The sequence below is a fragment of the Curtobacterium sp. MCLR17_040 genome (assembly GCF_003234735.1).
Classification (GTDB): domain Bacteria; phylum Actinomycetota; class Actinomycetes; order Actinomycetales; family Microbacteriaceae; genus Curtobacterium; species Curtobacterium flaccumfaciens.
Map to the genome: position 1 here is coordinate 53484 of NZ_QKTE01000006.1, position 14649 is coordinate 68132.

12 protein-coding genes are annotated in these 14649 nt (G+C 69.8%); 7 read left to right on the plus strand and 5 right to left on the minus strand.

The window, feature by feature from the left end; genetic code table 11:
- The first annotated feature begins 221 nt into the window (after positions 1 to 221).
- Entirely contained in the window at positions 222 to 1196 is a 975-nt protein-coding gene (locus DEJ01_RS07400; RefSeq protein WP_071403756.1) for a heme A synthase, read from the plus strand.
- Between the two features lie 489 nt (positions 1197 to 1685).
- Here DEJ01_RS07400 and DEJ01_RS07405 read toward each other — a convergent pair whose 3' ends face one another.
- Positions 1686 to 2612, minus strand: coding sequence for a heme o synthase (locus tag DEJ01_RS07405; RefSeq protein WP_071403755.1), 927 nt, complete (start codon positions 2610 to 2612; stop codon positions 1686 to 1688).
- Between the two features lie 424 nt (positions 2613 to 3036).
- On the opposite strand from DEJ01_RS07405, the gene tkt reads away from it, so the two are divergent.
- From tkt to pgl, 6 genes are all read left to right on the plus strand, one after another.
- Positions 3037 to 5130, plus strand: a complete 2094-nt coding sequence (gene tkt / locus DEJ01_RS07410; protein ID WP_111029283.1) for a transketolase — start codon at positions 3037 to 3039, stop codon at positions 5128 to 5130.
- Between the two features lie 138 nt (positions 5131 to 5268).
- Complete coding sequence (gene tal / locus DEJ01_RS07415; protein WP_071403753.1) at positions 5269 to 6381, plus strand: transaldolase; 1113 nt, start codon at positions 5269 to 5271, stop codon at positions 6379 to 6381.
- A complete protein-coding gene (locus DEJ01_RS07420; protein ID WP_111092628.1) occupies positions 6381 to 7979 on the plus strand; it encodes a glucose-6-phosphate isomerase in 1599 nt (532 codons plus the stop codon). Before tal ends, DEJ01_RS07420 begins: the two co-directional genes overlap by 1 nt.
- 22 nt (positions 7980 to 8001) lie before the next feature.
- Positions 8002 to 9540 carry a glucose-6-phosphate dehydrogenase gene (gene zwf, locus DEJ01_RS07425; RefSeq protein WP_111029280.1) on the plus strand — a complete coding sequence of 513 codons (1539 nt, stop codon included), beginning with the start codon at positions 8002 to 8004 and terminating at the stop codon, positions 9538 to 9540.
- Positions 9537 to 10481, plus strand: coding sequence for a glucose-6-phosphate dehydrogenase assembly protein OpcA (locus DEJ01_RS07430; protein WP_027465684.1), 945 nt, complete (start codon positions 9537 to 9539; stop codon positions 10479 to 10481). The genes zwf and DEJ01_RS07430 overlap by 4 nt, the downstream gene beginning before the upstream one ends.
- 100 nt (positions 10482 to 10581) lie before the next feature.
- Complete coding sequence (gene pgl, locus DEJ01_RS07435) at positions 10582 to 11352, plus strand: 6-phosphogluconolactonase (protein WP_110864544.1); 771 nt, start codon at positions 10582 to 10584, stop codon at positions 11350 to 11352.
- Positions 11353 to 11920: 568 nt separating this feature from the next.
- Here the strand turns inward: pgl and DEJ01_RS07440 are convergent.
- From DEJ01_RS07440 to DEJ01_RS07455, 4 genes are all read right to left on the minus strand, one after another.
- The gene (locus DEJ01_RS07440) at positions 11921 to 12289 is read right to left on the minus strand and encodes an RNA polymerase-binding protein RbpA (protein WP_110862753.1); all 369 of its coding nucleotides are present in this window, start codon (positions 12287 to 12289) and stop codon (positions 11921 to 11923) included.
- A 3-nt stretch (positions 12290 to 12292) separates the two neighbouring features.
- A complete protein-coding gene (gene secG, locus DEJ01_RS07445) occupies positions 12293 to 12544 on the minus strand; it encodes a preprotein translocase subunit SecG (RefSeq protein ID WP_017887256.1) in 252 nt (83 codons plus the stop codon).
- Between the two features lie 108 nt (positions 12545 to 12652).
- A complete protein-coding gene (gene tpiA / locus DEJ01_RS07450; protein WP_111031855.1) occupies positions 12653 to 13432 on the minus strand; it encodes a triose-phosphate isomerase in 780 nt (259 codons plus the stop codon).
- The gene (locus DEJ01_RS07455) at positions 13429 to 14646 is read right to left on the minus strand and encodes a phosphoglycerate kinase (RefSeq protein ID WP_111039100.1); all 1218 of its coding nucleotides are present in this window, start codon (positions 14644 to 14646) and stop codon (positions 13429 to 13431) included. The genes tpiA and DEJ01_RS07455 overlap by 4 nt, the downstream gene beginning before the upstream one ends.
- Positions 14647 to 14649 lie beyond the last annotated feature (3 nt).

The window sequence follows — 14649 nt, forward strand, 5'->3', positions numbered from 1 at the left end:
GTTACAGGTGTGAACCCGTGGCGTCTGGACGCCATTCCACCGCGGACCGCTGACATGCGGACCGGGTGCTGCTCCCTCGCAACGACAATGGTTCCACGCAGTCCGTGGGTTGATCGGCGATCTCGGCCCATTCGGAGCCGGCGCCTGCCTAGACTTGACTGCTGCTGAACCCTCGAATCCTACAGGTTCACTGCACGGAACAACAGGAAGGCACCACCCTCGTGACACGCGTCGGATCCCCCGTCGAGCAGGATCTCCGGACCGGACGGTGGTGGTCGCTCCCCCGCGTCGTCGACCGTCGCGTGGTCGCACTGGCCTGGGCGTCCTTCGTGGTCGAGGTCGTGCTGATCGGCACCGGAGGCCTGGTACGCCTCACCGCCTCGGGCCTCGGATGCCCCACCTGGCCCAAGTGCACGGCGGATTCGCTCGTCTCCACGCCGGAGATGGGCATCCACGGCATCATCGAGTTCGGCAACCGACTGCTGACCTTCGTGCTCGTGATCGTGGCCGTCGCGATGTTCCTCGCGGTCGTCCGGATGCTCCGCACGCGCCCCGAACTCTTCTGGCTCGCGTTCGCTCAGGGCGTCGCGATCCCGGTGCAGGCCGTCATCGGCGGCATGAGCGTCTGGACGAACCTGAACCCATTCGTGGTCGGGCTGCACTTCGTCGTCTCCGCGGCCCTCACCTCGGTGACCGCTGCGCTGGTCTACCGCACGACGCACGGCCCGCGCACCGCCCAGCGGCTCGTCCCGCGCTGGTACACGGGTGTCGTCCGCGGCACCGTCGCCGCCGTCGTCGTGACCGTGCTCGTCGGCATCCTGACCACCGGCAGCGGGCCGCACGCCGGAGCCGACGCCGCGGTCGACGGTGGACGTCTGCACCGCACCGGGTTCGACCCCGCGGTCATGGAGCACGTGCACGCCTGGCCCGCGTACGCCCTCTTCGCCCTGACCCTGGTGCTCGTCATCGGAGCCGTCCGCCTGGGCCGCCCGAGCAAGTGGCCGCTGCTGCTGCTCGTCGTCGAGTTCCTGCAGATCGCTGTCGGGCTCACGCAGGCGCGAACGGGTCTGCCCGTCGGGCTCGTCGGCACGCACATGGTGCTCGCCGGGCTGCTCGTCGGAGCGGTGACCGCCGTCGTGCTGTCGACGCGGGCCTCGGCCGGCCGAGACGCCGTCCGGGAACCCATCGACGCCTGACGCCCGGGCGCGTCGCGCGCTCGACACCCGTTCCGCGACACCCCACGAGTCGTTCGACTCGTGGGGTGTCGCGTTTCCGGTGGACGTGGACGGGCGGGCGCTGACGACGCAGAACGACACCGCGGACGTCGCACGACATCGACTTCGTCGCTCGACATCCGCACCACGCGCGGTCCGCAGCGGCTCGCGTCCGCCCCGCGGCCGACGGCGGTCACGCCGGACGGGAGGCCCGTGGCGGGCCCGCACCGCGCCTCCAGGCCGCCTCGTGGCCGACGCAGGACGCCGGTGTCCTGCCGGTACGCCGCCGAACGCGCGAGACGCCGCCGGATTCGGCGGCGTCTCGGCGGGGTGGCGGCGTCATGCAGACACGACGGCGTCAACAGGACACGACGGCGTCAACAGGACACGACAGCGTCAACCGGACACGACGGCGTCGAATCGACACGACGGCGTCGTGCGGACCGAGCGCGCGGGCGCCCGCTCGACCGCCTAGAAGGTGAAGACCTGCGGCAGCAGCGGGTCGATGCCCACGGCGATGAAGAGCAGCGTCAGGTACGTGATCGAGCTGTGGAAGACCCGCATCGGCTGCACGTGCTCGACGTGCTGGATGGCCCGCGAGTACAGGCGGTGCGACTCGACGACGAACCAGATGCCGCCGGCCAGCGCGACGACCGTGTAGAGCGGCCCCATGTGCCCGACCGGGATGAGCAGGAGCGAGCAGACGAGCGTCGCCCACGCGTAGAGCACGACCTGCAGGCCGACGACGGTGCGGCCACGGACCACGGCGAGCATCGGCACGTCGGCCGCGTCGTAGTCGTCGCGGTACTTCATCGACAGCGGCCAGTAGTGCGGCGGCGTCCACAGGAAGATCACCATGAACAGGATGACCGGGGTCCAGGTCAGCGACCCGGTGACGCCCGCCCAGCCGATGAGCACGGGCATGCAGCCGGCCGAGCCGCCCCACACGATGTTCTGCGGGGTGCGGCGCTTGAGCCACAGCGTGTAGACGAACACGTAGATGAGGATCGCGATGACGCTCAGCGCCGCGGCGAGCCAGTTCACCAGGAACCCGAGCACCGCGGTCGACAGGATGCCGAGCACCCACGAGAACACGAGGGCCTCGCGGTCGGACAGCTCGCCGGTGACGAGCGGGCGGGTGCTGGTCCGCTTCATCAGTCGGTCGATGTCGCGGTCGATGTAGCAGTTGAAGGCCGACGCCGAACCGGCCGACATCGCTCCGCCGAGCATCGTCCAGAAGACGAGCCACAGGTCGGGGACGCCGCGTTCGGCGAGGAACATCGTCGGCGCCGTGGTGACGAGCAGCAGCTCCATCACGCGCGGCTTCGTCAACGAGACGTACGCACGGACCTTGCGGGACAGCGGCGATCGGGGTCGATCGGTGTCGGGCCGGGTCACGGTGGCAGTCGGCAAGAGAACCTCAGTCTGTTCGCATCAGCTCGCACACTCGGTGGACGACTGCGACGGCGTCCGGGCATGCGCTGACCCGGAATGTCCACGGGTCCCGATCAGTTTACGGGATGGAAGCGCCGCGACGGTGCCCCGCTCCGACATCCCGGCGTGATCCGGACGCGCTCGACACGCCCGGATCGACCGTCGACGGCCACCCCGGTGTGAACATCGGGGGTCACCTGAACCCCTTCTGAGTACCGGGTCACTATGCTGGACACGCCCTCCCGCAGTGCGCGCCCCGATGACGTCGGCCGCGATGAGCCGGTCGGCCGCCGCTAGACGGCGACACGACTCGGCCCCGGGATGGCCACATGTCCGTGCGATGGCACGAGCCCTCGCACATGTCGCATCAAGAAGGGTCAACATCCAAGTGGCTGAATTCACCTGGGACGCCATCGACCGGAAGGCCGTCGACACGGCCCGCGTTCTCGCCGCCGACTCGGTCGAGGCCGCCGGCAACGGTCACCCCGGCACCGCGATGAGCCTCGCTCCGCTCGCCCACCTGCTCTTCCAGAAGGTGATGCGTCGCGACCCGAGCGACTCCACCTGGATCGGCCGCGACCGCTTCATCCTCTCCGCCGGTCACGCCTCGATCCTCCAGTACGTGCAGTTCTACCTGCACGGCTACGGGCTCGAGATCGACGACCTGCAGCACCTGCGCAAGTGGGGCTCGAAGACCCCGGGTCACCCGGAGTACGGCCACACCGACGGTGTCGAGATCACCACGGGCCCGCTCGGCCAGGGCCTCGCGTCCTCGGTCGGCTTCGCCTACGCCCAGCGCTTCGAGCGCGGCCTGTTCGACCCGGAGACCCCGGCCGGTCAGTCGCCGTTCGACCACTACACCTACGTGATCGCCGGCGACGGTGACATGCAGGAAGGCGTGACGAACGAGTCCGGCTCGCTCGCCGGCCGTCAGCAGCTCGGCAACCTCATCGCGTTCTACGACTCGAACCAGATCTCGATCGAGGACAACACCGACATCGCGTTCTCCGAGAGCGTCGCCGACCGCTACGAGGCGCTCGGCTGGCACGTCCAGATCGTCGACTGGAAGAAGACCGGCGAGTACTCCGAGGACGTCGAGGAGCTCCACGCCGCGATCGAGGCCGCCAAGCAGGTCACCGACAAGCCGTCGCTCATCGTCCTCAAGACGATCATCGGCTGGCCGTCGCCGACCAAGCAGAACTCGGGCAAGATCCACGGTTCGGCGCTCGGCGCCGACGAGATCAAGGGTCTCAAGGAGATCCTCGGCTTCGACACCGACAAGACCTTCGAGGTCGCCCCCGAGGTCCTCGAGTACACCCGCGGCGCCGTCGCCAAGGGCCAGGCCGAGCACGCCGAGTGGCAGAAGTCCTTCGACGCGTGGGCCGCGGCCAACGCCGACAAGAAGGCGCTGTTCGACCGTGTCCAGTCGAAGGAGCTCCCGGAGGGCCTCGAAGCAGCGCTCCCGGTCTTCCCGACCGACAAGGCCGTCTCGACCCGTGCCGCTTCCGGCAAGGTCATCAACGCCATCGCGCCGCTGATGCCCGAGTTCTGGGGCGGTTCGGCCGACCTCGCCGAGTCGAACCTCACCACGATCGAGGGCGCCAAGTCCTTCGGTCCGGCCGAGGCCTCGACGTCGACGTGGAGCACCGACCCGTACGGCCGCGTGCTGCACTTCGGCATCCGCGAGCACGCCATGGGCTCGATCCTCAACGGCATCGTCCTGCACGGGAACACGCGCCCCTTCGGTGGCACGTTCCTCATCTTCAGCGACTACATGCGTCCGGCGGTCCGTCTCGCCGCGCTCATGCAGGCGCCGGCGATCTACGTCTGGACCCACGACTCCATCGCCCTCGGCGAGGACGGCCCGACGCACCAGCCGATCGAGCAGGTCTCGTCGCTCCGTGCGATCCCCGGTCTCGACGTCGTCCGCCCGGCCGACGCCAACGAGGTCGCGTACGCGTGGCTCGAGATGCTCAAGCACACCGACCGCCCGGCCGGCATCGCGCTGAGCCGTCAGAACCTCCCCGTGTTCGAGCGTGGCGAGGGTGACGCGTCCGGTGAGGTCTTCGCTTCGGCGAAGAACGTCGCCAAGGGTGCGTACATCCTGGCCGAGGCGCCCAACGGCACCCCGGACGTCATCCTCATCGCGACCGGTTCCGAGGTCCAGATCGCGGTCGATGCTCGCGAGCAGCTCAAGGCCGAGGGCATCAACGCCCGCGTCGTGAGCGCGCCGTCGATCGAGTGGTTCCGCGCCCAGTCCGAGAACTACCAGGACCAGGTGCTCCCGAAGAACGTCACCGCTCGCGTGTCGGTCGAGGCCGGCATCGCCATGAGCTGGCGCGACATCGTCGGCGACAAGGGCCGCAGCGTCTCGATCGAGCACTTCGGTGCCTCGGCCGACTACCAGACGCTCTTCAAGGAGTTCGGCTTCACGACGGAGCACGTCGTGGCCGCCGCGAAGGAATCGATCGCAGCTTCCTGACCTGCAAGGGCCGGGTCCGGTTTCCGGATCCGGCCCTTCTTCCGGGAGGCCCGGCTCGGTTCCGCCACGGGCCTCCCGTCCCCGAAACCCCGACTCACGGTCCTCACGGACCCGTCGATGAAAGAAGAAGAGAAACACATGGCTGAGAACACCCCCACCGCCGCCCTCTCCGCGGTCGGCGTGAGCATCTGGCTCGACGACCTCTCCCGCGAGCTCCTCGAGACCGGCAAGCTCACCGAGCTCATCGAGCAGAAGAACGTCGTCGGCGTGACGACGAACCCGACGATCTTCGCGTCGGCCCTCGCCAAGGGCGAGCGCTACGACTCGCAGGTCAAGGAGCTCGCCGCTGCGGGCACCGACGTCACCGACGCGATCTTCGCGATCACCACGCAGGACGTCGCGAACGCTTCCGACGTCTTCAAGCCGATCTACGACGAGACCAAGGGCTTCGACGGCCGCGTCTCGATCGAGGTCGAGCCGGGCCTCGCGCACGACACCGCCAAGACCATCGAGCAGGCCAAGTTCCTGTTCGAGAAGGTCGGCAAGGAGAACGTCCTCATCAAGATCCCGGCGACGCTCGAGGGTCTCGAGGCGATCACCGAGGTCATCGGCGCCGGCATCTCCGTCAACGTCACCCTGATCTTCTCGCTCGAGCGCTACCGCGCCGTCATCGACGCGTACCTCGGTGGGCTCGAGAAGGCCAAGGCCGCCGGCCACGACCTCTCCAAGATCCACTCGGTCGCGTCCTTCTTCGTGTCGCGCGTCGACTCCGAGATCGACAAGCGCCTGGACGCCGTCGGCACCGACGAGGCCAAGGCCCTCAAGTCGAAGGCCGGCATCGCCAACGCGCAGCTCGCCTACCAGGTCTGGACCGAGGCGTTCGCCTCCGAGCGTGCCCTCGGCCTGCTCGAGTCCGGCGCCAACACGCAGCGTCCGCTCTGGGCCTCGACCGGTGTCAAGGACCCGTCGCTCCCCGACACGCTCTACGTGACCGAGCTCGCCGCCCCGAACACCGTCAACACGATGCCGGGCAAGACGCTCGACGCCACGTTCGACCACGGTGAGATCCACGGCGACGCCATCGCCGGCACGTTCGACCAGGCGCAGCAGGTCCTCGACCAGCTCGCCGCACAGGGCGTCGACTACGACGAGGTCGTCGCACTGCTCGAGAAGGAGGGCGTGGACAAGTTCAACGTGTCCTGGGGCGAGCTCGTCGACACCGTCAAGGCAGCGCTCGAGGGCGCCAAGTAGTGACGGTTTCCATCGCAGCCAGCGGCGACGCCGCGCGGGCCATCGAACAGGTGGTCCCGCGGCTCGTCGCTGACCTGGTGGCCTCGGGCATCACCGCCCAGGACGCCGATCTGTGGGGTACCCCCGCCGAGGCCGAGGCGTCGAAGCGCCTCGGCTGGGTGGAGGCCGTCTCGGTCTCCCGCCCGCTCGTCGCCGAGGTGACCGCGCTGCGCGAGTCGCTCCGTGCCGAAGGGGTCGACCACGTCGTCCTCGCCGGCATGGGCGGCTCGTCCCTCGCACCCGAGGTCATCACGCGCACCGCCGGCGTGCCCCTCACGGTCCTCGACTCGACCGACCCCGCACAGGTCCGCGCGGCCGTGACGACCGACCTCGAGCGCACCGTGCTCGTGGTCTCGTCGAAGTCCGGCTCGACGCTCGAGACCGATTCGCAGCGCCGTGTCTACGAGCAGGCCTTCCGCGACGCCGGCATCGACCCGGCGCGCCGCATCGTCGTCGTCACCGACCCGGGCTCCGCGCTCGAGGCCGCTGCGACCGACGCCGGCTACCGCGTCTTCACCGCCGACTCCACGGTCGGTGGCCGCTACTCCGCGCTCACCGCCTTCGGCCTCGTGCCGTCCGGGCTCGCGGGAGCGGACATCGCCGAGCTCCTCGACGAGGCCGACGCGATCTCCGCGCTGCTCTCGGTCGACCTGGACGAGAACCCCGGGCTCGTGCTCGGTGCGGTCCTCGCGGGCACCGAGCCGCTGCGCGACAAGATCGCCATCGTGCCCGACGGCACGCACATCGTCGGTTTCGGCGACTGGGTCGAACAGCTGATCGCGGAGTCGACCGGCAAGGACGGCCGCGGCCTGCTGCCCGTCGTGCTGCACGCGGACTCCCCCGAGGTCACCGCCGGCCTGCCCGACGTCCAGGTCATCCGCCTGGTCGGTTCGCGCGAGGACGAGCGTCACGTGGCCGAGGGCGAGGTCGAGATCACCGGCACGCTCGGTGGCCAGATCCTCGTCTGGGAGTACGCCGTCGCGGTCGCCGGTCGCCTGCTCGGCATCAACCCGTTCGACCAGCCCGACGTCGAGGCCGCCAAGGTCGCGACCCGCGCGCTCCTCGACGACCGCCCCGCTCCGGCGGAGCCGGCGTTCTCCGAGGACGGCATCGCCGTGCACGCGACGCCCGGACTCGCGGTCGGTGCGACGCTCTCGGAAGCCGTGTCGGGCCTCCTGTCCGCACTCGACCCGACCGGCTACGTGTCGGTGCAGGCGTACGTCGACCGCACCACGAACAGCGGCCTCGAGTCGCTGCGCGACGCGATCGCGGCGCGCACGGAGCGCCCCGTCACCTTCGGGTACGGCCCCCGGTTCCTGCACTCGACCGGCCAGTACCACAAGGGCGGCCCCGCTACGGGAGTGTTCCTGCAGATCGTGGCCGACGAAGCGGACGACCTGGCGATCCCGGGTCGGCCGTTCACGTTCGGGCAGCTCCTCCGGGCCCAGGCCGCCGGCGACGCGAGTGTCCTCGCCGAGCACGGCCGGCCGGTCCTCACCCTCACCACGTCGGACGTCCACGCCGCCACCGCGGCGATCGCGTCCGCCGTCTCCCACTGACTCGTAAGGAGTTCACCGACTCATGTCACCGGTGGCAATCACCCCGGAGCGCAACCCGCTCCGGCTGCCGACGGATCGTCGACTGAACCGGATCGCGGGACCGAGCACGCTCATCATCTTCGGCGTGACGGGCGACCTGTCACGCAAGAAGCTGATGCCCGCGGTCTACGACCTGGCCAACCGGGGGCTCCTGCCCCCGGGGTTCGCGCTCGTCGGGTTCGCTCGTCGCGACTGGGAGGACCAAGACTTCTCCCAGCTCGTCCACGACGCCGTCAAGGAGCACTCGCGCACCCCGTTCGACGAGGACGTCTGGCGTCAGCTCGAACAGGGCATCCGCTTCGTCCAGGGCTCGTTCGACGACCCCGAGGCGTTCCGCGAGCTCAAGCGCACCGTCGACGACCTCGACGCCGAGCGCGGGACGCTGGGCAACCACGCGTTCTACCTGTCCATCCCGCCGAAGATGTTCCCGGTCGTCACCGAGCAGCTGAAGCTGTCCGGGCTGACCGAGAAGCGCGAGGGCTCCTGGAGCCGCGTGGTCGTCGAGAAGCCGTTCGGCTCCGACCTCCGCACCGCGCGCGAGCTCAACGCGATCGTCGAGAGCGTCTTCGCGCCCGACGACGTGTTCCGCATCGACCACTACCTCGGCAAGGAGACCGTCCAGAACCTCCTGACGCTCCGGTTCGCGAACCAGATGTACGAACCCATCTGGAACTCGAACTACGTCGACCACGTGCAGATCACGATGGCCGAGGACATCGGCGTCGCCGGGCGTGCCGCGTACTACGACGGTATCGGTGCTGCGCGCGACGTCATCCAGAACCACCTGCTGCAGCTCCTCGCGCTCACCGCGATGGAGGAACCCGTCTCGTTCAAGGCCGCCGACCTGCGTGCCGAGAAGGAGAAGGTGCTCTCCGCCGTCCGTCTGCCCGAGGACCTGTCGACCGCCACTGCCCGCGGGCAGTACGACGGCGGCTGGCAGGGCGGCGAGAAGGTGCTCGGCTTCCTCGAAGAGGCCGGGATGAACCCGGAGTCTGGCACCGAGACGTACGCGGCGATCAAGCTCGACATCGCCACGCGTCGCTGGCAGGGCGTCCCGTTCTACCTGCGCGCCGGCAAGCGTCTGGGTCGTCGTGTGACCGAGATCGCGATCGTGTTCAAGCGCGTCCCCGAGGACGTCTACGGCAACACGCAGTCCCCGCTCGGTCAGAACGCGCTCGTCATCCGTGTCCAGCCGGACGAGGGCGTCACGCTCCGCTTCGGCTCGAAGGTCCCCGGCGTCGGCACCCAGGTGCGCGACGTGACGATGGACTTCGGCTACGGCCACGCGTTCACCGAAGCATCCCCCGAGGCGTACGAGCGACTCATCCTCGACGTGCTCCTCGGTGACCCGCCGCTGTTCCCGCGGCACCAGGAGGTCGAGCTGTCCTGGAAGATCCTCGACCCCATCGAGGAGTTCTGGGCCACGCAGGGCCAGCCCGAGCAGTACCGTCCCGGCACGTGGGGTCCGGCATCCGCCGACGCCCTGCTCGCCCGCGACGGTCGGACCTGGAGGCGTCCGTGAAGATCGACATGCCCGACACCACGGTGTCGAAGATCCAGAAGAAGCTCGTCCGCATCCGTGAAGAGGGCGGCGCCGTCGCCCTCGGCCGCGTGCTGACCCTCATCATCTCGACGGCCCTCGGCCACGAGGAAGAGGCGATCGAGGCGGCCAACGAGGCGTCCCGCGAGCACCCGATGCGCGTCATCATCGTCTCGAAGAACAGCGGTGACACGAAGTCCCCCGGGCGCCTCGACGCGCAGATCCGCGTCGGCAGCGACGCGGGTGCGAGCGAGGTCATCGTCCTCCGGGCGTACGGCGAGACCGCGACCGACGAGGAGAGCCTGGTCACCGGCCTCCTGCTGCCGGACGCACCCGTCGTTGCCTGGTGGCCGCAGACGGCTCCCGAGCAGCCCGCGGCGTCGGCCCTCGGCCGCATCGCGCAGCGACGGATCACCGACGCGGCCGCGCAGAAGGACCCCAACGGCGCGATCGAGGCGCTCGGTGCGTCCTACGTACCGGGCGACACCGACTTCGCGTGGACCCGTCTGACCCTGTGGCGGAACCAGCTCGCCGCGGCGCTCGACCAGCCGCCGTACGAGCCGATCACCGCCGTCGAGGTCTCCGGAGCGTCCGACAGCCCGTCGACGATCCTCCTCGCCGCCTGGCTGCAGCTGCAGCTCCAGGTTCCGGTGTCCGTCGTCACGTCGCCGCGCGCGACGGGGTCGAGCGGCATCCACGGTGTGAAGCTCGTCCGCGAGTCCGGCACCATCGAGCTCGAGCGTTCCCTGGTGGACGTCGCGACGCTCTCGATGCCCGGGCAGCCGACGCACGACCTGTCGCTGCCACGCCGCAACCTGCGCGACTGCCTGGCCGAGGAACTCCGTAGACTCGACCCGGACGTCCTCTTCGGAGACGTCGTCAAGCACGGGGTGCCCCAGCTGCGCGAGACCATCGCCCGCTGATCAACACCCCACACGGTCGGGCCGCCTGTCTGGTGCAGGCGGCCCGACCGGACCGAAGGCGGTCGGACGACCGGTCGGCCGCCACGAACACGGGAGTCACGTGACCAACGAACGGCGGGTGCTCGTGCACCCGGACAAGCAGGCCCTCGGCGCTTCGGTCGCCGCACGCTTCATCACCAAGATCATCGACGTGCTCGACGAGCAGGAGCGTGCCGACATCGCGATCAGCGGTGGCTCGGTGTCCTCCCTCGTCCTCGCCGCGATCGGCCAGTCGCCGGCGCGCGAGAGCGTCGACTGGTCGAAGGTGCACGTCTGGTGGGTCGACGAGCGCTGGGTCCCGTCGGACGACGCCGACCGCAACACGATCGGCACGCAGACCGACTTCTTCGACCACGTCGACATCCCCGCGTCGAACATCCACCCGATGCCGGCGTCGGACGGCGGGCTCGACATCGAGGCCGCAGCGACCCAGTACGAGCGCGAGCTGCAGGACGCCGCGCCCGAAGGTGCCGTCGCTCCGCGCTTCGACATCACGCTGCTCGGTGTCGGTCCCGACGGGCACACCGCCTCGCTCTTCCCGGAGTTCCCGCAGCTCACCGTCACCGACCGTGCCGTCGTGTCGGTCGACGACTCCCCCAAGCCGCCGCCGCAGCGTCTGACCGTCACCTTCCCGGTGATCAACGCCTCGCAGCGCGTCTGGGTGATCCTCTCCGGTGCCGAGAAGGCCTCGGTCCTCGGGCTGGCCCTCGCGGGTGCGTCGATCGAGGACGTCCCCGTCGGTGGCGTGCAGGGTCGCAAGCGCACCGTCTTCTTCGTGGACCAGGACGCCGCACGCGACGTCCCCGAGAACCTGATCGCGTCGACGTACTAGACGCGCGTTCCTGACGGACGGGAGGCCCGGTGCCAGCTGGCACCGGGCCTCCCGTCCGTCTGTGGTCGCGCCCACTGCGCACCGCGCCCGAGCCCCTGCGTCGAGCGGGCACGAACTGTCGGCCGCGGGCGCCCCAGGCGACGGTTCGTGCCACGACCGCGCTCCGCACGTGGCGCGTCCTGACCACTCGGCGCCCTCGGGCACCGACCGGTCGCGACTCCCCGCCGGCGCGACGCCGAGTGGTCACGAACTGTCGGCCGCAGGCGCCGCAGGCGACGGTTCGCGCCACCTCGACGCACCGCACGCGGCGTGTCCTGACCCCTCGGCGAACCGGCACTCCGCGCGGCACCCGGACGCGGCTCCTCGGCGCCGAACGGCCGCGACTGCCCGCCGGGCGACGCCGAGTGGGCACGAACTGTCGGTTGCGGCGCCTGCAACCGACGGTTCGCGCCACCAGCGCGCACCGCACGCGGCGTGTCGCGACCACTCGGCGAGCGAGCCGCCCCTGCCCCGGACGCACGAAGGCCCCCGCACCATCGGTGCAGGGGCCTTCGTCAGCGTGCGTGCGCTAGCTCTTCTTCGCCGCGGTGCCGCGACGCTCTCGGAGCTGCTGGAGCGCGTCCTCGAGGAGCTGCGCTGCCTCTTCCTCGGTGCGGCGTTCCTTCACGTACGCGAGGTGGGTCTTGTAGGGCTCCGTCTTGGAGACCACGGGAGGGTTCTCCTTGTCGCGCCCAGCCGGCAGACCACTCGACGGCGAGTCCACCGTCTCGGGGATCTCTTCATCGGGCAGGTTCGCGGCGAAGTACCGCACGACCTCGTTGCCGAGGGCGTCCCAGTACGAGATCGCCACGCGCTCTGCCTGGACCCCGCGGTCCTGTTCGCCCATCGGTCCCGCGCCGACGCGAGACCCTCGGATTGCACTGCCTCCGCTTGCCATGGATCAGACCCCCGCCGTGAACTTGTTGATGAGACCGAGCACGATGATGGAGACGATCCAGACCAGACCGAGGATCACCGTGATGCGGTTGAGGTTGCGCTCGGCCACGCCGGACGCACCGAGGTTGCTCGTGACCCCACCGCCGAACATGTCGGAGAGGCCACCACCGCGGCCCTTGTGCAGCAGGATGAGGAGCGTGAGCAGGAGGCTCGTGATTGCGAGCAGGACCTGCAGCACGACGGAGAGTATCGCCACGACGTACCTTTCGTGTCAGTCAGCCGTACCAGTGTACCGGCCGCGCGGAGCACGGCCGGTACCTGGACGGGAGTGGTGCGGACGACTGCCCGCGACGACGCCTGTGGACTACAGCCCGACGTGCTGACGGAACCGGGCGATGGCCGCGAACTCCTGCACGTCGAGCGAAGCGCCACCGACGAGCGCGCCGTCGATGTCGGGCTCGCGGAGGAACCCCGCGATGTTGCCCGACTTGACCGAGCCGCCGTAGAGCACTCGGGTGTCGGCAGCAGCCTGGTCGCCCCAGGCTGCGGCGATGCCACGACGGATGGCCGCGCACTCGTCCTGCGCCTGCTCTGCCGTGGCAGCCTGGCCGGAGCCGATGGCCCAGACGGGCTCGTACGCCACGACGATGTCGGCTGGCTTGACCGCGTCGAGCACGACGCGGAGCTGCTCGACCGGCACGACACCGGCGCCGCGCTCCTCGCGCTGCTCGCCGGTCTCGCCGACGCACACCACGGGGACGAGGCCGTGCTTGACGGCCGCTGCGGTCTTCGCCGCGACGACCTCGTCGGTCTCACCGTGCAGCGTGCGCCGCTCGGAGTGGCCGACGATGACGTACTGGGCGTCGAGCGCGGCGAGGAACGCGCCGGAGACGTCACCGGTGTAGGCACCGGAGTCGAACTGCGACAGGTCCTGCGCACCGAAGTGGATCGGCAGCTTGTCGGCCGAGATGAGCGTCTGCACGCTCCGCAGGTCGGTGAACGGCGGGAACACCGCGACCTCGACGTCGTCGAAGTCGTGCCGGGCGTCCTTGAGCGTCCACGCGAGCTTCTGCACGGTGGCGATGGCCTGGAGGTGGTCCAGGTTCATCTTCCAGTTGCCCGCGATCAACGGCGTGCGGCTCATGCGGTCCACCCCAGTGCTTCGAGACCGGGCAGCGACTTGCCCTCGAGGAACTCGAGGCTCGCACCGCCACCGGTCGAGATGTGGCCGAACTGGTCGTCCGAGAATCCGAGCGACCGCACGGCGGCAGCGGAGTCGCCACCACCGACGACGCCGAGGCCGTCGACCTCGGTGAGCGCCTGCGCGACGGTCTTCGTGCCGGCGGCGAAGGCCGGGAACTCGAACACGCCCATCGGGCCGTTCCAGAACACGGTCTTCGAACCCGAGACGGCCGAGGCGAACCGGGCCGCGGTCTCCGGGCCGATGTCGAGGCCGATGCCGTCCGTACCGAACGACGAGGACTCGATGGCGTCGGCCGCCACGGTCTCGTGGTCGGCGTCTGCCGCGAAGGCGGAGGCCACCACGACGTCGGTCGGCAGGTCGATGGTGACACCGAGCTCCTTCGCCCGCGAGAGGTACTCGCGGACGACGTCGAGCTGGTCCGCCTCGAGCAGCGACTTCGCGACCCCGTGGCCCTGGGCCGCGAGGAACGTGAAGAGCATGCCGCCACCGATGCAGAGGGTGTCGACCTTCGGCAGGATGTGGTCGATGACACCGAGCTTGTCGCTGACCTTCGACCCGCCGAGCACGACCGTGTACGGCCGCTCCGGCGAGGTGGTCAGACGCTCGAGCACGCGCAACTCGGTCTCGATCAGCGAACCGGCTGCACTGGGCAGTGCGGACGCGAGCTCGTAGACCGAGGCCTGCTTGCGGTGCACGACACCGAAGCCGTCGGAGACGAAGGCATCACCGAGGGCGGCGATGCGGTCCGCGAAGGCACCGCGCTCGGCGGCGTCCTTCGAGGTCTCCTCCGGGTTGAAGCGGAGGTTCTCGAGCAGCAGGACGTCGCCGTCCTCGAGGGCCTCGGCCGCGGCGGTCGCTTCGTCGCCGACGGTCTCGCCGACGAACGTGACCTCTTTGCCGAGCAGCTCGGAGAGCCGCTGGGCCACCGGTGCGAGCGAGAACTCGGGCTTGGGCTCCCCGTCGGGGCGGCCCAGGTGCGAGATCACGATGACGCGTGCGCCGGCGTTGACGAGGGTGTTCAGCGTGGTCAGCGACGCGCGGACGCGGCCGTCGTCCGTGATCGTGCCGTCCTTGAGCGGGACGTTCAGGTCACAGCGGACGACGACGCGCTTGCCGGCGAGGTCGCCGAGGTCCTCGAGGGTGCGGAGGGCCATGTG

Bases quoted from the DNA above. Each gene is read 5' to 3' on its own strand.
- tpiA (WP_111031855.1), bottom strand. From the start codon at position 13,432: ATGAGCCGCACGCCGTTGATCGCGGGCAACTGGAAGATGAACCTGGAC.
- zwf (WP_111029280.1), top strand. From the start codon at position 8,002: ATGTCACCGGTGGCAATCACCCCGGAGCGCAACCCGCTCCGGCTGCCG.
- DEJ01_RS07455 (WP_111039100.1), bottom strand. From the start codon at position 14,646: ATGGCCCTCCGCACCCTCGAGGACCTCGGCGACCTCGCCGGCAAGCGC.
- DEJ01_RS07440 (WP_110862753.1), bottom strand. From the start codon at position 12,289: ATGGCAAGCGGAGGCAGTGCAATCCGAGGGTCTCGCGTCGGCGCGGGA.
- tal (WP_071403753.1), top strand. From the start codon at position 5,269: ATGGCTGAGAACACCCCCACCGCCGCCCTCTCCGCGGTCGGCGTGAGC.